Raw genomic sequence first — 23,625 nt, 5'->3', positions numbered from 1 at the left:
GGATATCACAGTGTGTTGGCCAGCTCGGTCCGCGAGCGGACACCGAGCCGGCTGAAGATGTTGCGCAGGTGATGGTCGACCGTGCGGGTGGAGAGGAAGAGCTGGGCGGCCACCTCGCGGTTGGTCGCGCCGCTCGCGACCAACTGGGCGATCCGCTGCTGCTGCGCGGTCAGCGACAGCCCGGGCGGCGCCGGCTGGTCCGACGCCTCGCCCGCGGCCCGAAGCTCGGCCGTCGCCTGCGCGGCCCAGACCGGCATGTCGACCAGGGCGAAGCCTTCCGCCGCGCGGTGCAGGTGCGGCCGCGCGTCCCGGGGATGCCGGGCCCGGCGCAGGTCGCGACCGAGCAGCAGCTCCGTGCGGGCGCGTTCGAAGTCGCCGCCGTCGACCGGGTGCAGGTGCAACGCCTGAGCGAACTCCGCCAGCGCGACCTCACCGCCGCGCGGCGCCAGCAGGGCCCGGCAACGGGCGGCGAGGGCGCGCCGGGTGGGGTCGCCGGTCGCGGCGGCCCACCGGCCGAACACCGCCGCCGCGTCGCGACCGGCCGCCGGGTCTCCGGCCGCGGCCGCCGCTTCGACCAGGTACGGCGCCGCGGTCATCTGGATCAGCAGGGTGCCGCTGCCAGACGCCGGGTCGGCCATCGTGACCAGCCGGCCCAACGCGTCCGAGGCCCGGCCGGCGACCAGGTCGAGCACGGCCAGGGCCCACTGCACGAGCGCGCGCGGGCGACCAGCGGGCGAGCCCGAGCGCAGCTCCCGCATCCAGCGCATGCACTCCGGGCCGTCCCCGCGCAGCGCGGCCAGCAGCGCCAGCAGCCCGATGAGGTTGCCGGCTGCGGCCCGCTGGCCGCAGGTGCGGGCCACGTCGAGCCCTTCCCGCGCGCTGGCCGCCGCGGCCGCGTAGGCACCCATCCAGTACTCGACGAAGGTGCGCAGCTCCAGCGCGCGCGGCAGCAGTGCGATCGCGCCGTTGGACCGGGCCAGCTCGGCCGCGCGCTCCAGGGTGCGGTGCGCGGCCGCGTCGTCGCCGAGCAGCAGGCCGGCCGACGCCGCCGAGACGAGCACCTCCGGGTCGCAGGTGTGCAGCTCCAGCACCGAACGCAGCGCGGGCCGGGCGCGCTCGTGGTCGCCGCGGAGCGCCGCCGCGAGCCCGGCCACCTGGGCGGAGCGCACCGGGTCGACCAGGCCCGCACGGCGCAGCCGCGCCGCCCGGCGCAGCACCTCCCGGTAGCGGGCATGGTCGCCGTGCAGGCACACGGCCTCGCCGGCCAGCACGAGCGCCCGCCACGCCTGCTCCGGTTGGCCGGGTGCCAGCTCGTCGGCGGCGGCGAGCAGCAGCTCCAACGCCTCGCACGGGGTGCCGCCACGCAACGCGATCTCGCCGGCGAGCAGGGAGCCGGTCGCGCCGGCGCGGGCCAGCAGCCGGCGGGCACGGCCCGGGTCGCCGCCGAGCCAGGCGTACCGGGCCGCCGCCACCCGGCGGGCCGACGCGGGACCGGCGTCCGGAGTGAGCTCGGCCGCCCGTTCCAGCGCCACCGAGGCGACCGGACAGTCCACGACGGACGCCGCCGCGCGCTCGATCTCGTCGGCCAGCCCGGCGTTCGGCGGCGGGGTCGCGGCGGCCAGGTGCAGCAGCCGGCGCAGGCGGTTGGTCTCACCGGTCAGCAGCCGGGCCAGCGTGCGGTGGGCGCGCTGCCGTTCGGCCAGCGTGGCCTCGGCCCGCACCGCCTCGCGCGCCGCCGCGTGCGCGAAACCGCTGCCGCGAACCAGCCCGGAGCGTTCGGCCGAGGCGAGCGCGCCGCCGGCCAGTCGGGCCAGCAACGCGGGATCCAGGCCGTCGTCGAGGGCGACCAGCAGCAACGCGCGGCGGGTCGCCGGGGGCAGGGCGCGCAACCGGGTCCGGTACGCCCGGCGCAGCGCGCCGTCGACAGGCAGGGCCGCGGGCGGCGGGTCGACACCGCGCCGCTGTGCCGGCGTCAGCGTCTGGGTCAGGTCGTGCAGCGCCGCTGGGTTGCCGCCGGCCAGCTCGACCAGCACCTCGGCGAGCTCGCCGCGGACACCGTGGTCGGCGAGCACCTCGGCCGCCGTGGGGTCGTCCAGCGGGGCGAGCCGCAGCGCGGTGCCGTCGAGCGGCGGCCCGGCGGTGCCGGCGAAGACCACCGCGATCCGGTGGTCCGGCGCCCGCCGGGCGAGGAACGCGAGCACCTCCAGCGACGGCGGGTCGATCCGGTCCGCGTCGTCGACCACGCAGAGCACCGGCCGGCCGCGGCTGCGGGCGACGACCGCCTCGAGCACCCGGGTGCACAGCCGCAGCCGCTGCTCGGAGGTGCGTGGCCGGCGCAGCGGCGGTGGCACGGGCAGCCGATGCAGCGCCGCGTAGGGCAGGTCCGTCTCGCCGGGCAGCCCCTGGACGCGTAGCCGGACGAACCCGGGCGCCTGCCGCGTCGCGTGGGCGAGCAGGGCACTGCGGCCGGAGCCCGGGTCGCCCTCGATCAGCAGGACGCCGCCGGAGCCTCGCGCCACCCGCCACAACAGCCGGCTGATCGCGGCCAGCTCCCGGGTCCGGCCGCGCAGCACCGGCTCGTCAAGAAGATGCACTGCCGGTGCAACAAGCATGTATCCAGTGTCACCTATCCGAAAGCTCCTGGCAACAAAGACGCCCGTCGATCGACGGGCGCCTTTGTCAGTCGCGTTCGGCTCAACTACTGGGGCAGGTGTTGCGGTACTCGTCGATCGCGCTGCCGCTCGGGCCCGGGCAGAGGAACTGCTCGTAGCGGGTGTCGTTGTCGACGAACCGCTTCAACCAGGCGACCATCTGCCGGCCGGTCGGCGCGTTGGTGCTCTGCGGGAAGAAGTGGCTGGCGTTGTTGAGCTCCAGGTACGCCTTCTCCGCCGACGCCGGGATGCTGTTGTAGAACGGGATCGAGTGCGACGACACCGCCGCTACCGTGTCGCTCTCGCCACCGATGATCAGCGTCGGCACCCGCAGCTCCGACCAGCTCTTGTCGGTGTTCCACGGCGCGAGCGGGATCGCGGCCTGCAACGACGGCCGGTCCGAGGCGGCTTCGAGCGTGCCGCCACCGCCCATCGAGTGCCCACCGACGGCCAGCCGGGTCGCGTCCACCCGGGTGCGCACCGAACTGCTGTTGGTCAGGTAGTCCAGCGCGGCGAGCAACTGCGCGCCCCGGCTGGCGGGCTGGTCGAAGCGGCTGTTGGTCTCGATGCCGATGACCACGAAGCCGTGCGAGGCGATCCGCGGGCCGAGCCAACTGATGCTCGACCACGCGGCGGTGTAACCGGGCGAGAGCGCGATCGCGCCGAACGTACCGTCGCTGGTGGTGGTCGGGTAGTAGATGATGCCGCCGCCGAAGCCGGTGACCAGCGAGGACACGGTGGTCTGCGACGTGGCGTACGGGCCGCGCGTGGCGTCGAGGATCGAGGTGGTCGGCGCGGGGCCGCGCTCGTACGGGTTGTCGGCGGCGAGGGCGTTCGGCACGCCCGCGACGCCGACGGCGAGCACGGCCGCGGCGGTCGTCGCGAGCAGACGGATGGCTGTCTTCACGTGGGGGGCTCCTGGTCCGTCGGGGGACATCGACGTTGACCAGTGTTTGGCGCGGCCACGCGGACGCGCATCGGCGAAATTGCCGGTGTCAGAGGGTGATGCGCAGAATCCGGTCGTCACCCGGCGCCGGGTCGCCCCGCCCGTCGTGGTTGGACGTGAGCACCCACATCGACCCGTCCGGCGCCGCCGCGACGTGCCGGAGCCGGCCGTGCTCGCCGCGCAGCAGCGTCTGCGCCCCGGCGCCGTCGGTGCCGATCGTGTAGAGCCGCTCACCCCGCAGGCAGGCCATCCACACCTTGCCGTCCGGGCCGACCGCGATGCCGCTCGGCGACGCGTCCGCGGTGCGCCAGGTGGCGATCGGGTTGGTGAACGCCGGGTCGGTGGAGGTGCCCTCGGCCTCGGGCCACCCGTAGTTGCGTCCGGGCTCGATCCGGTTGAGCTCGTCGTAGGTGTTCTGGCCGAACTCGGACGCGAACATCGCCCCGCTCGCGTCCCAGGCCAGGCCCTGGACGTTGCGGTGGCCGTAGCTGTAGACCGGGGTGGCGCCGAAGGGGTTGCCGGGTGCGGGCGCGCCCTCGGGCGTCAGCCGCAGGATCTTGCCGCCCAGGCTGCCGCGGTCCTGTGCGGCGTCGCGCTCCCCCGCGTCGCCGGTGCCGACGTAGAGCATCCCGTCGGGGCCGAACGCGATCCGGCCGCCGTTGTGGTTGCCGGCCTTGGGGATGCCGGTGAAGATCGTCTCGCGGGCGTCGGGCTGGTCCGGGTGGAAGCGCGCGATGCGGTTGTCGCCGGCGGCCGTGTAGTAGACGTAAACCCAGTCGCCGGCGGTCGCGATGCCGAGCAGCCCACCCTCGCCCGCCGGCGCCGCCTCGTCGACCACCGTGAGCTCGCGTGCGCTGTTGCCCTGGACGGTCAGGATCTTCGCCGTGTCCCGCTCGGTGACCAGCGCCGTGCCGTCGGGCTGGAACGCCAGACCCCACGGCGCCCGCAGGCCGGTGACCACGTCGGTCACGCTGGCCGGCGCCGCGTCCGGCGCGGACGGGACCGAGGGCTCGCTGAACCAGCCCCGCCAGGCCGCGACGCCGCCGAGGGCGGCCACGACGAGGGCGACGACGGTGACCATGGCCAACGCGATCCGAGACCGGCTCACCGTTCGAGAATAGCGCCGCGTGGATGGGGCACTACGAGGGCGAGGAAGGGAGAACGACCATGCTCTGCATCCGCTCGCAGGACTCCGTACTCAGCATCGGCTCCAAGGGCTCGGTCCTTTCGATCGGTTCGATCGGGTCCGTCCTGAGCATCGGTTCCATCGGCAGCGCCTTCTCGGCGTTCTCGATCGGCTCGTGGGCCAGCGCCCTCTCCCTGCTCTCGGCCGCCTCCGAGCGCTCGATCATGTCGTGGGCGTCCCGGGCCGCCATCATGAAGGGTTGACCGTCCACTGAGCTGGTTTCGCGAACAGACCCACTGGGCACATTCCTGACCGACCCCGGCGCGCACCGGACGCCGTGGGCCGAGACGAAGGAGTGCTCGATCATGGGTCTGATGTTCCGCAAGCGGAAGAAGATCGGCCCGATCATCCTGAACTTCACGGAGAACGGTTTCAGCTCCTGGAGCATCAAGATCGGTCGCTGGTCGTGGAACTCCCGGGCACGCGCGCACCGTGTCGACCTGCCGGGGCCGCTGTCCTGGAAGCAGGACAAGAACTAATCCCCACCCCCTCGTTGGCGCCCTCCCGATAACACCGGAAGGGCGCCACGAGCGTGTCTGCCCTGAGTAGATTGTCCGATATGAACCGGGCGGCCTGGCTCCGGGTGGGCGCGGCGGTGGTGCTGCTGGTCGCGCTCTACTACATCGTGCCCGTCGAGAAGGGTGACAGCGGCTGGCGGTTGGTCCTGCGCGCACTGGCCGCGCTGGTCTTCGTCGCAGGCGCGATCACCCTGGTCGTCTGGCAGATCAGGCGCCGGCTGCGCAGCGACCAGCTTCCCCTGGAAGGCCTGGCCGTCGCGCTGGTGGCCGGCGCGATGGCGTTCGCCCTGGCCGACTACGTGGTCGCGATCTCCCTGCCCACGCAGTTCCAGGGGCTATCCACCCGGACCGACGCTCTCTACTTCGCGCTGAGCACGTTGTTCACCGTCGGCTTCGGCGACATCCACGCGTCCGGCCAGGGAGCGCGGGTGCTGGTCATCTTCCAGATGGTGTTCAACATCGTTGTGCTGGCGACCGGCGCGTCTCTGCTGATCAACCAGGGCACCGCCCGGGTACGGGCTAGCCGCCAGAAGAAATGACCACATCGCCGCCGAGCCGGCCGGCGGGCGGGTCGCGGGTCACCTGGCCGGCGTTGAGCAGCGTGGTGAGCACCCGGTTGGCGTCACCCGCGCGGTAGACGGTGTCGGTCACGGTGAACTGGCGTAGCTCGGTGACCGTCGCCCGGCCCACCTCGGCCAGGTGGGCCAACAGCTCGCGGCGCAGCGGCCCCGGGTGCGGCCGCTCGGAGATGTCGAGCAGGTGCCCTTCCGGGTCGTGCGGGTCGCGGTAGCGGACGCCCGCGTATTCGTCCACCGCCCACATCGCGTCCTTGAACGTGTCGAGGCTCTTGCCGGACCCGGTGGCGAACACGACCAGCCGGGCGCTGCCGTCGCGGGCGACCAACTCGACGTCGGCGACCAGCGGGAACCCGGCGGCGCTGAGCATCGCCCGGTGCTCGCGGAAACCCTCGGCCAGCACGAGCAGCAGCTCGCCCGGCTTGCCGCGCGCGACCGCCGCGAGGGTCGCCGCGGACGGCGGGCCGGTCGCGGCGTCGAGGAAGGCGAGCAGCGGTGCGCCGGCCGCGGAGGCCGCGGTGAGCACCGCCGGCAACGTGTCGACGCCGCCGTCGACGGCGTGGATGTCCAAGCCGGACGGCCGGTCGAGCTCCTGGTAGACCGCGTCGAGCGCGGCGCGGTCCGGGCTGGGCGCGATCACCGGCGCGGTCAGCCGGCGCCCGCGCAGCAGGTCGGTGAACTCGTCGAAGACCCGCAGCGCCGCCTCGGGCAGCCCGTCCGGCGGGCCGCCGTAGGCCTGCGCGAAGGTCGCCCGCTTGGACCGGTGCAGCGCGGCCGGACCCCATGCGTCGAGCTGCCGCACGAGGATCTCCCGCACGACGTCGTCGATCGGCCCGCCCATGCCGTCATTCTGGCGGAAAAGACCTCACACGGGAACGGAGATCCCGACACCGCCTCGCGTCTGGCCCCCGTAGCGGGCCTTCTCCGCCGCCAGGTCGAGCCGGCCGATCCGGCGACGCGCGTCGAGCGCGGCGGCGTCGAGCTTGTCGGCGGGGATCAGCCAGACGATCTCGAACTCGAGCCCGTCCGGGTCGCGACCGTAGAGCGACTTGGTGCTGCCGTGGTCGGAGGAGCCGACGAGGGCGCCCGCCGCGGCCAGCCGCTCGGCGGTCGCCGAAAGCTCGTCGAGCGTGTCCACCTCCCAGGCGAGGTGGTAGAGGCCGACGGTGGCCCGCCCGGCCGGCGACGGCCCGGCACCGGCCACCTCGAACAGCCCGAGGTCGTGGTCGTTGGTCGAGTCCTTGGCCTGGAGGAACGCGGCGCCCGCGAACCCGTCGGGCGTCATCGGGACCTTCTTGAACCCGAGCACGTCCTGGTAGAAGGCGACGCTGCGAGCCAGGTCACTGACGTAGAGGACCGCGTGGTTGAGTCGGTGGATGCCCATGTGCTCCACGGTAGCGCTAATTAGTTGAGAGTTCAACTATGACGGTATGATGTCGCCATGACGCGATGGCTGGACGACCAGGAGCAGGCGACCTGGCGTGCGTTCCTCGGTGCGACCCGGGCCCTGATGGACGCCCTCGACCGCGAGTTGCAGCACGAGGCCGGCATGCCGCACGCCTACTACGAGATCCTGGTCAGGCTCTCCGAGGCACCCGAGCACAACATGCGGATGAGCGAGCTCGCCGACGCCTGCGGATCGTCCCGCAGCCGCCTCTCGCACGCGGTGGCCCGGCTGGAGGAGTCCGGCTGGGTGCGACGCCAGGACTGCCCCACCGACCGCCGCGGCCAGCTCGCGGTGCTCACCGACGAGGGAATGCGGCAGCTCACCGAGGCGGCGCCCGGCCACGTGGAGGGCGTACGCAGCCATCTCTTCGACCAGCTCAACCCGAGCCAGGTCGCTGAGCTGCGCCGGATCAGCGACGCGATCCTCGGCGGGCTCAAGGAGCACCGCGCATAACGGACGTGCACCATGCGCACGAACGGACGACTTCCTCGCGCACAGCCCCAGGTCACGTAGGGTCCGGTCAATATCTCGGCCAACTGGCTCTTGTACAGAACGTCGCCGGACAAGCACGATGAGGCGATGTCCATCGGCCTCGGTGACCTCACCACGCGGGCGCAGGACCGGATCCACGCCGGTGACCTGGCCGGCGCGGAAGAGCTGCTCGGCAGCGCCCTCGCCACGGCTGACCCCTCCCCCTCGACCGCGACCGACGAGCTCGCCCTGGCCGCCGCCCTGCAGGCCAAGGTGCTGCTCTCGCTCGGCGAGGCGCACGGCGCCCGGGGCTGGGCGTCCTACGCCTACTCGGCGACCACCCGGCTCTACGGCGCGCACGACCCGCGCACCGTCGACACCGCCACCACACTCGCGGCGGTGCTGCACCGGGTCGGCGCGCACGAGCGGGCGGCCCGGCTCTACCACGACGTGATCCTCGAGCTGTCCGCCGCCGAGGGTCCCGAGTCGGCGCGCGTGCTGGCCGTCCATGCCGACCTGGCCACCGTCGAATACGCCCGTGGTGACTGCGCCGCCGCCCGCGCCCGGCTCGAGGACGCCTGGGAGATGCACCACGAGGTCTACGGCGACGACCGGCCGGCCGGCATCCGGATGCTGGCCAAGCTCGGCGCGATGGAGCGCGACTGCGGTCGGCTCGACGCCTCGCACGCCCACCTCGCGCTCGCGCAGGAGCTGTGCCGCACGCACCTGCCACCCGAGCACCCGCTGATCGCACAGGTGGCCGCGCTGGCCCGGGCGGCGGCCGATCCCAACCACGTCTGCACGGTCGAGGACAGCGAACGGATCGCGATGGCGGGCTCGGGCCCGCCACCGCCGCGCTCGACGAGCTCACCGGCCGGCAGCGGCTACATCCGGGCGTTCACCCCGGTGCCCGAGCACACCCCGCCGGTCGTGCCCCAGCCGATGACCCCGCCGCCGGTCGCGCCGACCCCGGTCGCCCCGCCACCGGTGGCACCGGCCCCGGTCACCCCGACCCTGCGCGACGGCTTCGGCAGCGGCGCCGCGCTCGACGACGACGGCGGGCCGATCCGACCGCGGCACGCCGCCGACGACGAGGTGCCGGACCACTTCGCGCCCGGCTCCGACCTGCGCGACGCGTACGCCACCGAGACCTACCCGCCCGACACCGAGCCGCCGCTGGAAGCCTGGTCGCCGCCCGCACAGCGCGCCCCGGAGCGCCCGCTGTGGCCCGCCGAGGCGCAGCCGACCCCCGACACGGCGTGGCGGGACCGGGCCGATCGCACCGGGTGGGACCAGCACGCCAGCGACCAGGACCGGTCGGAATGGGCCCGCCGGCGGGAGCCGGCCGAGGTCGGCGACGAGGTGTGGCGCCGTCAGGAGAGCGCCACCTGGGACAACACCAGCAGCGAGACCTGGGACGACCCGGGTGGGGAAGGCTGGGACGACGGCACCGGCTGGGACGCCCGGCCGGACGACGAGGCCTGGGCGGCGCGGCGACACGACGACGAGCGCTGGGCGCAGCCCTCGGCCGACCCGCCACCACCGGAGCAGGAGTGGGACCGCGCCCTCTGGGGCACCGAACCCGGCGCGGCCGCCGCGACCTACCCCCGTGAGCTGGAGGCCGGCGAAGAGGCGGAGCGCCGCGCGGCCCGGCTGCCCGAGCGGCGCCCGGCCGACCAGCTACCCGTCCCGTACGCGAGGCCCAAGCGCCGGGTGACCCCGCTGGTGATCGCCGGCCTCCTGGTGGTCGTGCTCGGCGCCGCCGCGGTGATCGCCGGGTTCGCGCTGATCGACCGCGACGGCACCGGCACCGGCACCGTCAGCCAACCGACCACGCCGCGCACCGTGCCGGCCACCAGCACGGCGCCGCCACCCACCACCGCGCCGCCCACCGCCCGGGCCGGCACCCCGCCGGGCAGCGTCGCCCTGAACGACGGCACCGACCAGGTCACGCTGCGCTGGAAATATCCGGCCGGCGCCGCCGGGACGGTCGTGGTGTCGGCGGGCCGCACCGGCCAGCAGCCGCGCCCGATCGAGCAGCTACCCGCCGGCAGCGACAACTTCGTCGTCTACGGGCTCGACCCGACCAGCGACTACTGCTTCGTCGTGGGCGTGAACTATCCGGCCGGCGTGGTCGGCCGGGCCAAGCCCGTCTGCACCGACCGCGGCTGAGGGGTTTCCGGCCCGGCCTCGGTGATCGACGCCGCGGGCAGGCGCACCGTGGCCACCAGGCCCGGCGCCGCGTCGCCGAGGGTGACGGTGCCGCCGTGCCGGGCGACCAACTCCCGCACGATCGACAGCCCGAGCCCCGCACCGCCCGCGTCCCGCGCCCGGGCGTCGTCGAGCCGGGTGAACCGGTCGAACACCCGCTCCCGGTCGGCCTCCGGGATGCCCGGACCATCGTCGGTCACGGTGATCTCCACCTGGTCGCCGGCCAGGGCGGCGGCAAGCTCGACCCGCTCCCGCGCGTGCCGGACCGCGTTGTCGACCAGGTTGGCCACCACCCGGTCGAGCGCCGCCTCGTCGCCGACCGTCCACGGCGCTCCGGCGACCGGCCGCAGGGTGACCCTGGCCGGATAGCGGGCCGCGATGGCGGCGAGCAACGAACCCACGTCGACCGGGCCGGTCACCGGGTCGGGGCGGCCGGCCAGGTCGTCGGAGCGGGCCAGCAGCAGCAGGTCGTCGACCAGGCGGCCGAGCCGGCGCACGTCGGCCAGCAGGTCCTCGGTGTCGGGGGCCTCCCCGATCCGCTGCGCCACCTCGAGCTCGGTGCGCAGGTTGGTCAGCGGCGAGCGCAGCTCGTGCGCGGCGTCGGCGACGAACGCCCGCTGCCGCGCCCGCGCGCCCTCGAGCCGGGCCAGCATGCCGTTGAGCGTCACGGCCAACCGGTGGATCTCGTCGCGGGACGCCGGCAACGGCAGCCGGTCGGCCCGGGCGCCGTCGGTGATCGCCTGCGCGCCGGCCCGCAGAGTCTCGACCGGGCGCAGCGTCGCACCGATCACCCGCCAGGCGATCGCCGCGAGCAAAGCCACCAGCAGCGGGTACGCGATCAGCAGCGAGTGCTTGAGCAGGTCGACGGCGCGGACCAGGTCGCCGAGGGACTTCGCGACCAGCACGGTGCGGGGCGCGTCGGGCGTGCCGGCCTCCACCGCGACCACCTGCACCGGGCCGGTGACCCCGATCCGCTCCCCGTCGATGTAGACGCTGTGCGGCTCGTCGCCGCCGCGCACCGGTCGTTCGCCCGGGTAGAGGAACGGCACCAGCCGGTCGGCACCCAGCGACGCCGCGACCACCCGGCCCTCGTCGTCGATCACCTGGGCGCGGACGTCGTCGCCGGAGACCGGCAGCGGGTCGGGCAGCGAGTCGGCGGCGATCAGCTCGGCCAGCGCGCTCGCGGTCTTGGTGGCGGCGTCCTCCGCGCCCCGGTGCAGGGTGCTGCCGAGCACCGTGACCAGCAGCACGCCGCCCACCAGCAGGCCGGCGACCAGCCCGGAGACGCCGACCACCATCAGCCGGCCGCGCAGGCTGAGCCGGCGCCACACCCGCCCGGGTTTCACGGTGCCAGCCGGTAGCCGGCGCCGCGGACCGTCTCCAGCCGTTCCCGGCCGACCTTGCGGCGCAGGTAGCCGACGTAGACCTCGACCGCGTTCGGGGCCGTGTCCAGGCTGGCGTCCCAGACGTGGTCGAGCAGCTCCGTCTTCGAGACCACCTCGCCGGGCCGGCGCATCAGGTACTCCAGCAGCGCGAACTCGCGTGCGGTGAGCCCGACCGCGGTGCCGCCCCGGGTCACCGAGCGCTGCGCCGGGTCGAGGCTCAGGTCGCCGACCTCCAGCACCGCGGGCCGGGCCGGTGCGCCCCGGCGCAGCAGGGCGCGGAGCCGGGCGAGCAGCACGACGTACGAGAAGGGCTTGGTCAGGTAGTCGTCGGCGCCGCAGTCCAGCCCGTCGGCCTGGTCGTACTCGCCGTCCTTGGCCGAGAGCATCAGCACCGGCAGCCACCGGTCCTCGGCCCGCAGCGCGCGGACCACCCGGTAGCCGGACAGGCCGGGCAGCATCACGTCGAGGATCATGGCGTCGTACTCGCCGTGCCGGGCCAGCTCGAGCCCGGTGGGGCCGTCGCCGGCCACATCGACCGCGAAGCCCTCGGCCTGCAGCCCGCGCTGAAGGGCGGACGCGAGCCGCGCCTCGTCCTCGACCACCAGCAACCGCACCAGCAAAGCGTGCCATCTCCGGGCCATTGGTTGACAGCTCTCTCAGGCGCGTCACAGCCGGCGGCGGGCATCATGTTCCGCAGGAGGTATCCGCCCATGTCTGTCCTGAGCAAACGTCCGGTGCTGCGCTGGCTGGTTCCGGCCACCGCCGCGGTCGCCGTCATCGGTGGCGGCGCCGCGGTGGCGACCGTCGCCGGCGCCGCCGACCCGACCCTCCCCGACCGATCCGCCGCCCAGCTCCTCGTCGACCTGCAGACCGCCCGCCTGGACGGTCTCTCGGGCACCGTCGTGCAGCGCGCCGACCTCGGTCTCCCGCCGATCGTCAGCCTCGCCGGCATGCTCGGCGACGACAGCCTGGCCTCGCTGGTCGACGGCCAGCACACCCTGCGGGTCTGGTACGCCGGCCCCGACAAGGCGCGCATCTCGCTGCTCGGCGGCGACGCGCAGACCGACGTGATCCGCAACGGCTCCGACACCTGGCTCTGGAGCAGCCGGTCCAAGACCGCCACCCATGGGAAGATCAACGGCGACGGCGACCACGGGGCGCCGCCGGCCGGGCTCCCGGCCTCTCCGCAGGAAGCGGCCGACCTCGCGCTGAAGGCGATCGATCCGAGCACCCAGGTCAGCGTGGGGCGCTCGACCAAGATCGCCGGGCGCGACGCGTACGAGCTGAACCTGACCCCGAAGGACCACGAGTCGCTGGTCGGCCAGGTGTCCATCGCGATCGACGCGACCGAGCACGTGCCGCTGCGGTTCCGGATCTACCCGGCCGCCTCCGACAAGGCGGCGTTCGAGGTCGCCTTCACGATGATCAACTTCGACCGGCCCGACGACGCGCAGTTCGTCTTCAACCCGCCGGCCGGCACCAAGGTCACCGAGTTCGACGAAGCGCTCAAGGCCGCCGCCGGCGACAAGGACGACAAGGCGCTCGAGGACAAGATCGCCAAGGAGCGGCAGCAGCCGTCGAAGGGCGAGGGGCCGACGATCATCGGCGAGGGCTGGACCACCGTGTTCATGGCCAAGCTCGACAAGACCGGCGGCGACGAGCCTGGGATCGCCGGCCTGCTCGGCCAGCTTCCCAAGGTCAGTGGCGCCTGGGGCAGCGGCCGGCTGTTCACCAGCCACCTGGCGACGGGGCTGCTGACCGACGACGGCCGGGTGTTCTTCGGGGCGGTCAGCCCGGAGCGGCTCTACGAGGTGGCCGCCAGCCACCGCTAACCAAGATCAGTTGAAGCGCCCGGTCCCCGGTGGCCGGGCGCTTCGCCGTCTGCGGCACTACAGTTGCGCTGTGGGAATGGTGCATACCGTCGGGATCGTGCTGCATCCGAAGCGCGACTCCGCCTCCGCCCTGGAGACCATCCTCAAGTGGGCGGGCAACCACGGTGCCTCGGTGCTGGGGCTGGCCGACGACATCGCGCGCATCGACTGCAACGCGATCCCCGTCGACCCGGAGACGCTGGCCAGCAAGTCCACGATCCTGGTCAGCCTCGGCGGCGACGGCACCATGCTGCGCAGCATGCGGCTGGCAGCCGGCACGAAGACCGCGGTGCTCGGGGTCAACCTGGGCAAGCTGGGCTACCTGGCCGAGATCGACGTCGAGGACCTGCCGTGGGCGCTCTCGGCGATCGACAGCCGGCAATACACTCTTGAGCCGCGCCTCGCCGTCCGCACGACGCTGCCGGACGGCCGGGAAGTCACCGCCTTCAACGACATCGCCCTCGTACGCGTCCCCGGCGACGGATCGGCCGCCATCGGCGTGGGCATCCTCGGCGTCCCGTTCGTCCGGTACGCCGCCGACGCGGTGATCGTGGCGACCCCGACCGGCTCGACCGCCTACGCGTTCTCCGCCGGTGGCCCGATCGTCTCCCCGAACCTGGAGGGCGTGCTGGTCGTGCCCTCGTCGCCGCACTCCTCGTACAACCGGGCCCTGATGCTCTCGGTCGACGAGACCCTGAGCCTCGACGTCCTGGAGCGCAGCGGCCGGCTGGCGGTCGAGGTCGACGGCGGCGTGGCGACCTACGTCGGCCCCGGCGACCGCCTCGACGTCAACGCGGTGCCCGGCGCCGCCCGGGTGATCCGCCTAGGGCATACGACATTTTCGGAGCGCGCCCGCCGCAAGCTCCGCGTCACGGGCAGCGCCGAGGTCGACTAAACGAAGGAAGGGACCCTTGTTAACGGAAAAGCGATAACAAGGGTCCCTTCCTTCGCACTCAGCTTGCCGTGCAGGTCGGCGAAGGTGCGGTGTTGCTGCCGGTCCACGACGCGAGGAAGCCGAACGTGGCGCTGGCGCCGGCACCCAGGTTGCCGTTGTAGCCGACGTTGCGCGCGCTCACCGCATTGCCCGACGCGGTCAGCGTGGTGTTCCAGGACTGGGTGACCCGCTGGCCGTTGGCCCAGGTCCAACCGACGGTCCAGGCGCTGATCGCGGCGCTGCCCGCCGTGACGGTGACCTCGGCCTGGAACCCGCCGGGCCACGAGCCGATCACCTTGTACGCGGCCGCGCAGCCCCTGGCGGGCGGTGGCGTCGTGGGCTGCGCGGTCGGGGTCGGCTGCGTGGTCGGAGTCGCGGTCGGTGTGCCGGTCGGGCCGCCGCCGAACACGGTGGCCTCGCGTGAGGTCGACCGGATCCCGTTGGCGCCGTCGATGATCCGCTGGCCCCAACTCGTCGGCCTGGTTGGGTCGAAGCCGGTCACCATGTCCAGGTATTCCACGCCGCCGCCGTTGCCGCTCCACGACCAGCCGATGTAGCCGATCCGGTTGGCCTGCGCGTAGGACATGATCGTGTCCTCGTCAGGGTTGCCGTCGGAGTGGTTGAAGCCGAACTCGCCCACCACGATCGGCAGCCCGGCCGTGCGGAACCGCCCGAGATAGTCGGTGATCTCCGCGGCGGTGTCGAACACGCCGTACATGTGGATGCTGAAGACGGTGTTGCGGTCGGGGTCAGCGGCGAACACGCTCGCCGCGTTGTCGCGCATCTCGAACCGCCAGTCCTGGCCCCAGTTGGGCGCGTCCACCATCAGCGTGTGGTCGAAGCCGGCCGTACGCATCCGCTGGATCGCCGTGGTGGTCGCCTGCGTCCAGGTTGGACTGACCGCGTTGTTGCCGACCGGCTCGTTGCCGATGTTGATGATGACGTAGCGCTCCTGGCCAGCCAGCACGTCACGCAGGCCGATCCAGTAGTCGACGGCGGTGGACAGCGGCACGGAGCCGCTCTGCTCGCCGTACCCCGTGGTGTCGTGGTTCTCCAGCACGCAGATCAGGCGGTTCTGCCTGCACAGGTTGATCACGTTGGCCACGTCGGAGGCGCTGTTGGCGGGCCAGCGGCCGCCGCTGAGCACGACCCGCACGGTGTTGGCGCCGGTCGCCTTGATGTCGCCGAACGCCCGGGTCTGGCTCTGGTACCAGGTGTGCGCATGGCTGACGCCGCGCATCACGAACTCAGTGCCGTTGGCGTCGTAGAGGCGCCCGTTGGTGACGGTGAAGCCGGCGGCGGCGCGGGCCGGCGAGCCGACAGTGAGGACGAACATGGCCGCGAGGGCCACCGCGGACAGGGCCGTGATGACGGCCAGGAGTCTTGGTCTCATTTCCTGCCTTCACAGAGGAGACGTGACAAAGGGGCTGGCAGCTGGCCCGACAGCTGCCGCCCGGCTCCCTGGGGCGTCGACTCACAGTAGGGCCGCCGACCCGGACAGGTCAACCGGTTAAGTTGACGGTCACCGATGCGATCAGCAGGCCCGGTGCCGCCTTCCAACGGCCCTCGAACCGGGTGCGCTCACCGGCGCCGTCGACCAGCACGCGGACGCTGAACGTGCCGTCCGCCGCGAACGCCACGCGGGCCTCCTCGAAGCCGAGCCAGCGTCCGGTCAGCGGCGACCAGGCCTTGTAGAGCGCCTCCTTGGCGCAGAACAGCAGCCGGTCCCAGTGCGGGCCGACGGTCGGCAGGGCGGCCCGCTCGTCCGCGCCGGCGACCAGGTCCAGCACCCCGGCGGGCAACGGCTCGTCGGGCTCGGCGTCGATGCCGAGCCCGGCCACGTCGGTCACCCGAGCCACGGCGGCGGCCCGATAGCCGGCGCAGTGCGTCAGGCTGCCCACGATGCCGGGCGGCCAGACCGGCGCCCCGTCGGCGCCGCGCGGCAGCGGCACCGCCGGCAAGCCCAGGAGGGCGAGGGCGTCCCGGGCGCACTGGCGCGTCGTGGCGAACTCCTGCCGGCGCTTCGCCACCGCCCCGGCCACGGCCGCCTCCTCCACCGGAAACAGCGGTGCCGGGTCGTTGTCGTCGCGGCGCTCCACGGCCACCGCACCGGGCGGCAGCAGGTCGGCGAGCACGCTCGCGAGGATATCGGGATTGCCGCCCGACAAGCGGGGTATGCGGGCGTTTTGGAGCGAGGAGGCAACCATGGTCGCCGTTGGGTACTCCCTGCTGTGCGAGCAGTCGGGGCCGAAAGACCTGGTCGACTACGCGGTCCGGGCCGAGGAGGTCGGGTTCGACCAGATCACCATCTCCGACCACTACTACCCGTGGCTCGACGCCCAGGGGCACTCCCCGCACGCGTGGTCGGTGTTGGGCGCGGTGGCCCACGCGACCTCCCGGGCCGAGCTGATGACCTACATCACCTGCCCCACCCGCCGGTACCACCCGACAGTCGTGGCACAGCAGGCGGCGACCGTGCACCTGCTCGCCGACGGGCGGTTCGTGCTGGGCCTGGGCGCGGGCGAGAACCTCAACGAGCACGTCGTCGGACCCTGGCCGCACGTACGCGAACGGCACGCGATGCTGGCCGAGGCGCTGGAGATCATCCGGCCGCTGCTCGACGGCGAGAACCTGACCTACTCCGGCGAGTACTTCGAGGTGCCCGAGGCGTACGTCTGGGACCGCTCGGAGACCCGGGTCCCGATCGCGGTGGCGCTGTCCGGGCCCGAGTCGGCGGGGATCGCCGGCGAGTACGGCGACGGCGCGATCGCCACCCAGCCACAGGCTCGGCTGCTGCGGCTCTTCGATGACGCGGGCGGTTCCGGGAAGCCCCGTTACGGTCAGCAGCCGATCTGTTGGGGTCCCGACGAGGCCGCCTGCCGCAAGATCGCCCACGAGCAGTTCCCGTGGTTCGGGCTGGGTTGGAAGGTCAACTCGAACCTGCCCAACCCGGCCGCCTTCGCCGACGTGTCGCAGTTCGTCCGCGAGGAGGACGTGGCCGCCGGCATCCCCTGCGGGCCGGACACTTCCCGACACGTCGAGGCGATCGCGAAGTTCGCCGAGGTCGGCTTCACCCACGTCTCGGTGCTCCAGATCGGCGACGAGAGCCAGCGCGAGTTCTTCGACTGGGCCGAGACCGAGTTGATCCCGGCACTTCGACGCCTGTAACGGGAAGCTATTTTGCCGCGGCGGCGTTGTTTTTCGTTCGTGATCGACGTTCCGCTCTCCGTGCTCGATGTCGCCCCTGTCGCCGCCAACGGCTCGCCTGGTGAGGCACTCGCCCATACGACCGCCCTCGCCCGGCGCACCGAGGAGCTCGGCTTCCGCCGCTTCTGGGTGGCCGAGCACCACAACATGCCGGCCATCGCCTCGTCTGCCCCGGCGGTGCTGCTGGCCCACCTGGCGGCCAACACCTCGACGATCCGGGTCGGGTCCGGCGGTGTGATGCTGCCCAACCACGCCCCGCTGGTGGTCGCCGAGCAGTTCGGCACCCTGGCCGCGCTGCACCCGGGCCGGATCGACCTCGGCATCGGCCGGGCGCCCGGCACGGACCAGGCGACCGCGCTCGCCCTGCGCCGCACCGTCGAAGGGCTCTCCGCGGAGCAGTTCCCCCAGGAGCTGGCCAATCTGATCAACTTCTTCACCGAGGACGACCCGGGCGCGATCGTCGCCTCGCCGGGCGCGGGCCTGACACCCGACGTCTGGCTGCTCGGTTCCAGCGGCTACAGCGCGCAGCTCGCCGGGCTGCTCGGGCTGCCGTTCGCGTTCGCACACCACTTCAGCGCCCAGAACACGCTGCCGGCGCTGGCGCTCTACCGGGACCGGTTCACGCCGTCGCGCTGGCTGGACGAGCCGTACGCGATGGTCGCGGTCTCCACCGTCGTCGCGGACACCGACGAGCGGGCCCGCTACCTGATGGGGCCGGCGGGGCTGTCGTTCCTGCGTATGCGCCAGGGCCGCCCACAGCCCCTGGCCACGCCGGAGGAGGCCGCCGCGGTTCCCTACACCGAGGTGGAGCGGATCTTCATGGCCGACCGCCTGGTCGGGCAGGCGGTCGGCTCGCCGTCGACGGTCGCCGGTCAGCTCGGCGCGCTGCTCGAGTCGACCAAGGCGGACGAGCTGATGCTCACCACCATGGTGTACGACGTCGAGGACCGGATCCGCTCCTTCGAGCTCGCACGTCAGCTCACGTAGACGTTGGGCCGGGCCGGCTGCCCCATCCCGTTGCCGATGAAGAAGCTGGGATGGGGCGGCTGGTTGTACGCGGTGTTCTGCCACGCCAGCGCGACCCGGTACTGCGGGTCGTGCGCGAGCGTGTGGATCCGGCGGTCGGTCGGCGTCGGAGTCGTGTAGATCCGCAGCGCCGTGCTCTCCGTCGTGCGCCAGATCACCTCCTCGCGCCAGTCGCCCAGGATGTCGCCGGCCAGGGCCGGGGTGGCCTTCGTGCCGTTGTTGCTGGCCACGCCGGAGCCGGTGAGCAGGCGGGTGTCGCCGCCCGTGCCGTACTTGTCGATCCGGGTCTGGTCGAGCAGCTCCCGCACCGGGTCGCCGTCCCACCAGATGACGAAGTTGGCACTGGACGGCTTGCGGCCGATGTTGGCGCCGCTCGTCGAGCGCAGCCCGTCGACGGCGGCCGACCAGGACTCGGCCCCGGGGCTGCCCGCGTAGACGTCGGCGGCCACGCCGCGCCCGTTGTCGCCGGCCGGCGCGGTCGACCAGAGCACCTGGCCGGTGCGGGCGTCGGCGAACCACGACGCGGGCTTGCTGCTGTCCTCGGAGACCTTGAAATACTCGAGGCCCGCGCGGGACGGGTCCAGGTCTCCGAGATGGGCCGCGTCGCCGTGGTTGTTCCTCGTGTTCCACAGTGGAGCGCCGTTGTCGTCGATCGCCATCGCGCCGAACACGACCTCGTCGCGGCCGTCGGCGTCCACGTCGCCAATGGTGAGGCTGTGGTTGCCCTGACCGGCGTACGCCGAACCCGCGCTGTTGGAGTCGAACGTCCAGCGCCGCTGGAGGCTGCCGTTGCGGTAGTCGTACGCGACGATGACCGTGCGGGTGTAGTAGCCACGGGAGACCACCAGCGACGGCCTGGTCCCGTCGAGATAGGCGGTCCCGGCGAGGAACCGGTCGACCCGGTTGCCGTAGCTGTCGCCCCAGCTGGAGACGGTGCCGCGGGCCGGCACGTAGTCCACGGTGGACCTGGTCCCACCGGTGCGGCCGTCGAACATGGTGAGGAACTCGGGACCTGACAGCACGTAGCCGCTGCTGTTTCGGTAGTCGGCGTTGACGTTGCCGATGACCTGGCCCGTGCCCGAGCGGCTGCCGTCGGCGGTCTTCATGGCCACCTCGGAGGCGCCGTCGCCGTCGTAGTCGTACACCTGGAACTGGGTGTAGTGCGCTCCCGCGCGGATGTTGCGACCCAGGTCGATGCGCCACAGCCGGGTCCCGTCGAGGCGGTACGCGTCGACGAACACCGGCCCGGTGTAGCCGGACTGCGAGTTGTCCTTGGCGTTGGACGGGTCCCACTTGAGCACGATCTCGAAGTCGCCGTCGCCGTCCAGGTCGCCGACGCTCGCGTCGTTGGCGCTGTAGGTATAGGCCTCGCCGGTCGGGGTGCTGCCGCCGGCCGGCCGCTGGATCGGCACGTCGAGGTAGCCGTTGGCGAATCTCAGCGCGGCCGGGCCGGCGGCCTGTTCGACACCGTTGACGACCGCGCGGATCGTGTAGCTCGCGTCGGCTGCGGCGCCCGCGTCGAGGTAGTTTGTGCTGGCGGTGATCGGCGTCGAAGTCAGCCGGGTGCTGCCTCGGTAGACGTGGAAGCCGGTGTTGGTCGCCTCGGTGCCGAGTAGCCGCCAGGAGACCAGGTTGTTGCTGCCCGATCTCACGCTGATGGCGCCGCGGTCCAGGTCCTCGACCTGCTTGGCGCCGGCCTGTGGCGGGTTCGTCGTCGGTGGCGGGGTGCTTGGTGGCGGGCTGCTGGGTGGCGGCGTCGTCGGGTTTGTCGCGCCGGTGCAGGCCGTTCCGTTGAGCGTGAACGTGGTAGGTGCCGGGTTGCTGCCGCTCCACGCCCCATTGAAGCCGAACGCCGTGCTCGCGTTGGTCGGCAGGCTGGCGTTGTAGCCGGCGTCTCGGGCGGTGACGGCGGCACCGGACTGGGTGACCGTCGCGTTCCATGCCTGGGTGACCGTCTGCCCGGCGGTGAAGCTCCAGGTCAGCGTCCACCCGTTGATCGGGTCACCAAGGTTGGTGATGGCGACGTTCGCGCCGAAGCCGCCCTGCCAGTCGTTGGGAACCGTGTAGTCGACCCGGCACCCCGCCGCCGCGGCGGCTGTGCCCACCGCGACGGCGAGGCTCGCGCCGAGAAGTGCGGTCGCCGTCACGACCGCTGTCCTCCTCATGACGAGCACCGGCTTCCGTTGACGGTCACCAGGCCCGGCGCGGGGTTGGCGTAGGAGGACGACTGGGTGGCGTTGAAGCCGAACATGACGGTGGCTCCCGGTTGGATGCGGGCGTTGTAGGACTCGTTGCGCGCGGTCAGCACGGCGCCGGCCTGGCTCGCCTGGGCCATCCAGGCCTCGCGGAGCTGCTGGTCGCCCGTGAACGCGAACCGGGCGGTCCAGCCGTTGATCGGTGCGGTGCCGGTGTTCCTGATGTCGAGCTGGCCGGTGAAGCCCTTGCCGTCCTGCCAGGTGCCGTAGTCGGTGTAGACCACCTTGCACGCGAGCGCGGCCGGGGCCGCAGCGTCCTGGTCAGCGAGGAACGAGGCCACCCAGGCCAGGGCCGAGTTCCAGTTCACGGCCACTTCGTTGGTGGCGTACGAGTTGATGTCGTCGACGTAGCAGAACATTGGCTCGCAGCCGTCGAGGAGCTGCTTGGCGAACGGGTCGTCGAGGCTGGCGTTGGCGCCGCCGGCGATCGACCCGGCCGGTGGGTGCGGCAGCGCGGCGTTGAGCTGGTTGGCGAAGATCCGGCTGTGCTGGTTCTCGGAGGCGTGCTCACCCCAACCGGTCACATAGGACTGGTTGAGCGCGTTCCGGCCGAGGACGTAGTCCATCGCCTCGATCGCGCCGGTGCGGTACTTCGCCTGGCCGGTCAGGTCGTACGCGGTCGCCAGCACCACGGCGTTGTTGAGGATGTTGCTGTTAGCGCCCCAGAAGTAGGCGTTGGGCGAGCCCGGCATCGGCAGCCCGTACGCCTGTCCCCCAGCGGTGGCGAGGTAGGCGTCGGCGGCTGTCACGACGGACTGGCGTACCCGCGCCCTGTCGCTGAGTCCATTGGGGACCGTCGCGAGATCGAGCCGCCCGAGGGCTGCGGTGCTGCCCCAGCCGAAGCCGGTCGCGGTGAACACGTCGCTGGTGTGGTGCGGGGAGGCCGTCAGGTCGGTCCGGTAGGCGGCTGCGCCGGTGGTGAGGAAGAGCTCGGAAGCCGCCCAGTAGAACTCGTCGGTGACGTCGTTGTCGCTGTAGGAACCGCCGCCGTTGCCGTCGCTCGCACTCGCGTAGACGGCGGGGTGGGCCTTGGCGGCCGCGTACGCCGTCTTGGCCGCCGTGAGGGCCCTATTGGCGAACACCGCGTCGTACGGCGCCCAGAGGCGGGCACCCTGCGCCGCTGCGGCTGCCAGGTTGAGCGTGGCGGCGGTCGACGGCGGGTGCAGCTCGCGCGGCTGCGGGTCGGCCTCCGGTGCGAGCGGCAGCCCGGTCCAGTTCTGGTCGTGCAGCTTGTGGTGCGCCATCCCGGCGAGGGGTTGGCCGGCCGGCACCTGCATCCGCAGCAGCCATTCGAGCTCCCAGCGCGCCTCGTCGAGGACGTCCGGGACCTTGTTGCCACGCTCGGGAACCCGCAGCGTGCTGTCGGCCAGGGCGGCACCGAAGTTGGCTGTCGGCGCGGTCTTCGTGCGCTCGTACGTGCTCAGGAGCTGCGCGGTCGCGATGCCGCCGTTGACGACGTACTTGCCGTGGTCGCCGGCGTCGTACCAGCCGCCGCGCGCGTCCAGCCGGTAGGTGCAGACGCCGAGCTGGCACGGCACGTCGGTGTCGCCCTGGTTGGGCGCGACGCCGAGGTGGCCGGCGGGTCGGGCGTACTGCTCGCCGACCAGACCTCCGTCGATCGCGATGCCACTGCGCTGGATGTAGAAGAACTGGAGCGAATCGCTTCTCAGTTGGGCGTAGAGCGTCCTCGTGACGTCGAACGGGTGGCTGGTCTCGCCGTCCGCGGTCACGGTGAGGTTGCTCGCCTGTGTCGCGTACCCGGTGAAGTCGATGGTGTGGGTGTTCTGGCCGGAGGCCGGGTCCTCGCCGCGCGGTGTGGTGGTGCCGCTGGCGACGGTCGTGCCCGCGCTGTTCTTGAGCTGCCAGGGCAGCGCCGCGGTGGCGTCCGTGACGAGGGTGGCGCGCTTGGGCCCGTCCGGGAGGTAGCCGACCTGGTTGACCCGCACCCGTGGGCCGGTGTCCGGCACGTAGGGCGGCTCCGGCTCGCCGCCGCGCAGCGAGACGTTGTCGAGGCATAGCTCGTAGCCGGCCGCGTTGCCGCCGACCTGGAACGCGACCTGCCCGGCCGGGGTGTCGTCGGGCGCGGTGAAGGTGAACTCGTAGTGGCTCTGTTGCGCGGTCAGGCTGAGGTCACGGCTGAAGTAGCCGGTGTACGGCTCGGCACCGAGTTGGACAGCCACACGTACGGTCGCGGTCGGGTCGGCCGAGGCGTCGAAGCTCAGCGTGTACGCGGCGCCCGCGGTGAGGCGGACGTCGTTCTGCCCGACACCGCCGTCCCAGGGATTGGCCAGCCCACCGGGCACCGCGGAGCAGAGCTGTCCGTTCTCGACGGTCGTGCTCGTGGTGCCGTAGGAGTACCAGCCCGCGGAGCCGTCGGAGAAGCCGCCGTTCTCGATCTGCTCGGGGTCCAGGGTGGTGTCGCTGGTCAGGCTGACGTCGTCGAGGCAGAAGGTGTACGGGTCGGCCTTGCCGCCGAGCTGGAACGTGAACGTGCCGTCGGCGGCGGTCAGCCCGCTGGTGAACGTGTGCGTCTCAGCCTCGCCGGCCGGTGTCACGGCGGTCGACAGGACGGTGGTGTACGGGGCGGCGTTGAGTTGGACGTTGGCCGTGACGGTCGTGGCGGTGCTCGCTTCGGCGGTGAAGGCCAGCGTGTACGCGGCGCCGTCGGCCAGCGGGATGCCGTTGTGGCCGATGGCGACGTCCCAGGGGTTGGCCGTGCCGCCGGGCACGTCGACGCAGAGCCGGCCGTCGCGTACCGCCAGGGTGGTGTTGGCGGTCGCCCACCAGGTGCTGGTTCCGGCGTCGAAGGTCCCGTTGGTGATGTGCTCGACGGGAGCGGCGGCCGCGGGTGCGGCCGTGCCGACGAGGCCGGCGGCGACGAGCACGACGACGGTGGCGGCGGCGGTGCGGGCCTGGCGGGTCACGGGCCGTCCCTTCCCCTG

General features: G+C 72.7%; 20 protein-coding genes. 9 read left to right on the top strand and 11 right to left on the bottom strand.

Annotated features, from left to right (window positions below; all coding sequences use genetic code 11):
* Nucleotides 1–5: 5 nt before the first annotated feature.
* The 3 genes from BLV39_RS21565 to BLV39_RS21555 all read right to left on the bottom strand — a co-directional run bounded on the left by BLV39_RS21565 (nt 6) and on the right by BLV39_RS21555 (nt 4,678).
* Nucleotides 6–2,612 (bottom strand): helix-turn-helix transcriptional regulator, encoded by a 2,607-nt coding sequence (locus BLV39_RS21565; protein WP_090795603.1) that lies wholly within the window; start codon nt 2,610–2,612, stop codon nt 6–8.
* Nucleotides 2,613–2,694: 82 nt separating this feature from the next.
* Nucleotides 2,695–3,588, bottom strand: a complete 894-nt coding sequence (locus BLV39_RS21560) for an alpha/beta hydrolase family protein (protein ID WP_090795600.1) — start codon at nt 3,586–3,588, stop codon at nt 2,695–2,697.
* 58 nt (nt 3,589–3,646) lie between these two features.
* Nucleotides 3,647–4,678 (bottom strand): PQQ-dependent sugar dehydrogenase, encoded by a 1,032-nt coding sequence (locus BLV39_RS21555; RefSeq protein ID WP_090795598.1) that lies wholly within the window; start codon nt 4,676–4,678, stop codon nt 3,647–3,649.
* An 86-nt stretch (nt 4,679–4,764) separates the two neighbouring features.
* Here BLV39_RS21555 and BLV39_RS21550 point away from each other — a divergent pair, with 86 nt between their 5' ends.
* The 3 genes from BLV39_RS21550 (at nt 4,765) to BLV39_RS21540 (ending at nt 5,840) form a co-directional block, all read left to right on the top strand.
* Nucleotides 4,765–4,986: a hypothetical protein gene (locus tag BLV39_RS21550; RefSeq protein ID WP_204082836.1), complete on the top strand. Its 222-nt coding sequence runs from the start codon at nt 4,765–4,767 to the stop codon at nt 4,984–4,986.
* 102 nt (nt 4,987–5,088) lie between these two features.
* Nucleotides 5,089–5,262, top strand: coding sequence for a DUF4236 domain-containing protein (locus BLV39_RS21545; RefSeq protein ID WP_090795592.1), 174 nt, complete (start codon nt 5,089–5,091; stop codon nt 5,260–5,262).
* Between the two features lie 80 nt (nt 5,263–5,342).
* Nucleotides 5,343–5,840 carry a potassium channel family protein gene (locus BLV39_RS21540; RefSeq protein WP_176985008.1) on the top strand — a complete coding sequence of 166 codons (498 nt, stop codon included), beginning with the start codon at nt 5,343–5,345 and terminating at the stop codon, nt 5,838–5,840.
* Here the strand turns inward: BLV39_RS21540 and BLV39_RS21535 are convergent.
* Both BLV39_RS21535 and BLV39_RS21530 read right to left on the bottom strand, forming a co-directional pair.
* Nucleotides 5,821–6,717, bottom strand: coding sequence for a hypothetical protein (locus tag BLV39_RS21535; protein ID WP_090795585.1), 897 nt, complete (start codon nt 6,715–6,717; stop codon nt 5,821–5,823). The genes BLV39_RS21540 and BLV39_RS21535 overlap by 20 nt on opposite strands.
* Before the next feature lie 24 nt (nt 6,718–6,741).
* Nucleotides 6,742–7,260 (bottom strand): VOC family protein, encoded by a 519-nt coding sequence (locus tag BLV39_RS21530; protein WP_090795583.1) that lies wholly within the window; start codon nt 7,258–7,260, stop codon nt 6,742–6,744.
* Nucleotides 7,261–7,317: 57 nt separating this feature from the next.
* Between BLV39_RS21530 and BLV39_RS21525 the strand changes: the two genes are divergently transcribed.
* Both BLV39_RS21525 and BLV39_RS44280 read left to right on the top strand, forming a co-directional pair.
* Complete coding sequence (locus tag BLV39_RS21525) at nt 7,318–7,776, top strand: MarR family winged helix-turn-helix transcriptional regulator (RefSeq protein ID WP_090795578.1); 459 nt, start codon at nt 7,318–7,320, stop codon at nt 7,774–7,776.
* Nucleotides 7,777–7,902: 126 nt separating this feature from the next.
* Nucleotides 7,903–9,966 (top strand): tetratricopeptide repeat protein, encoded by a 2,064-nt coding sequence (locus tag BLV39_RS44280; protein ID WP_239083798.1) that lies wholly within the window; start codon nt 7,903–7,905, stop codon nt 9,964–9,966.
* Here BLV39_RS44280 and BLV39_RS21515 read toward each other — a convergent pair.
* Together BLV39_RS21515 and BLV39_RS21510 are read right to left on the bottom strand one after the other, a co-directional pair.
* Nucleotides 9,912–11,303, bottom strand: a complete 1,392-nt coding sequence (locus BLV39_RS21515; protein WP_090797651.1) for a sensor histidine kinase — start codon at nt 11,301–11,303, stop codon at nt 9,912–9,914. The genes BLV39_RS44280 and BLV39_RS21515 overlap by 55 nt on opposite strands.
* Nucleotides 11,304–11,347: 44 nt before the next feature.
* On the bottom strand, nt 11,348–12,004 hold the full coding sequence (locus BLV39_RS21510; protein ID WP_090797649.1) for a response regulator transcription factor: 657 nt from the start codon (nt 12,002–12,004) through the stop codon (nt 11,348–11,350).
* A 96-nt stretch (nt 12,005–12,100) separates the two neighbouring features.
* On the opposite strand from BLV39_RS21510, the gene BLV39_RS21505 reads away from it, so the two are divergent.
* Both BLV39_RS21505 and BLV39_RS21500 read left to right on the top strand, forming a co-directional pair.
* Nucleotides 12,101–13,222, top strand: a complete 1,122-nt coding sequence (locus BLV39_RS21505; protein ID WP_090795575.1) for a LolA family protein — start codon at nt 12,101–12,103, stop codon at nt 13,220–13,222.
* Between the two features lie 76 nt (nt 13,223–13,298).
* Nucleotides 13,299–14,156 (top strand): NAD(+)/NADH kinase, encoded by an 858-nt coding sequence (locus tag BLV39_RS21500; protein ID WP_090795571.1) that lies wholly within the window; start codon nt 13,299–13,301, stop codon nt 14,154–14,156.
* Between the two features lie 58 nt (nt 14,157–14,214).
* On the opposite strand, the gene BLV39_RS21495 is transcribed toward BLV39_RS21500, so the two are convergent.
* Both BLV39_RS21495 and BLV39_RS21490 read right to left on the bottom strand, forming a co-directional pair.
* Entirely contained in the window at nt 14,215–15,588 is a 1,374-nt protein-coding gene (locus BLV39_RS21495) for a cellulase family glycosylhydrolase (RefSeq protein ID WP_090795567.1), read from the bottom strand.
* Nucleotides 15,589–15,697: 109 nt separating this feature from the next.
* Nucleotides 15,698–16,330 (bottom strand): 4'-phosphopantetheinyl transferase family protein, encoded by a 633-nt coding sequence (locus BLV39_RS21490; protein WP_090797647.1) that lies wholly within the window; start codon nt 16,328–16,330, stop codon nt 15,698–15,700.
* Between the two features lie 70 nt (nt 16,331–16,400).
* Here BLV39_RS21490 and BLV39_RS21485 point away from each other — a divergent pair, with 70 nt between their 5' ends.
* Both BLV39_RS21485 and BLV39_RS21480 read left to right on the top strand, forming a co-directional pair.
* Nucleotides 16,401–17,363: a TIGR03557 family F420-dependent LLM class oxidoreductase gene (locus BLV39_RS21485; RefSeq protein WP_090795563.1), complete on the top strand. Its 963-nt coding sequence runs from the start codon at nt 16,401–16,403 to the stop codon at nt 17,361–17,363.
* Between the two features lie 39 nt (nt 17,364–17,402).
* Entirely contained in the window at nt 17,403–18,389 is a 987-nt protein-coding gene (locus tag BLV39_RS21480; protein ID WP_090795560.1) for an LLM class flavin-dependent oxidoreductase, read from the top strand.
* Here BLV39_RS21480 and BLV39_RS21475 read toward each other — a convergent pair.
* Nucleotides 18,377–20,593, bottom strand: coding sequence for a rhamnogalacturonan lyase family protein (locus BLV39_RS21475; protein ID WP_090797645.1), 2,217 nt, complete (start codon nt 20,591–20,593; stop codon nt 18,377–18,379). The two genes, BLV39_RS21480 and BLV39_RS21475, sit on opposite strands and share 13 nt — an antisense overlap.
* Complete coding sequence (locus BLV39_RS21470) at nt 20,590–23,607, bottom strand: glycoside hydrolase family 9 protein (RefSeq protein ID WP_090795556.1); 3,018 nt, start codon at nt 23,605–23,607, stop codon at nt 20,590–20,592. The genes BLV39_RS21475 and BLV39_RS21470 overlap by 4 nt, the downstream gene beginning before the upstream one ends.
* Nucleotides 23,608–23,625: the final 18 nt, after the last annotated feature.

This window comes from Asanoa ishikariensis (assembly GCF_900107455.1).
Taxonomy (GTDB): Bacteria; Actinomycetota; Actinomycetes; order Mycobacteriales; family Micromonosporaceae; genus Asanoa; species Asanoa ishikariensis.
Note: the sequence above shows the minus strand (reverse complement) of the source record. Positions and strands in the feature narration are given on the sequence as shown.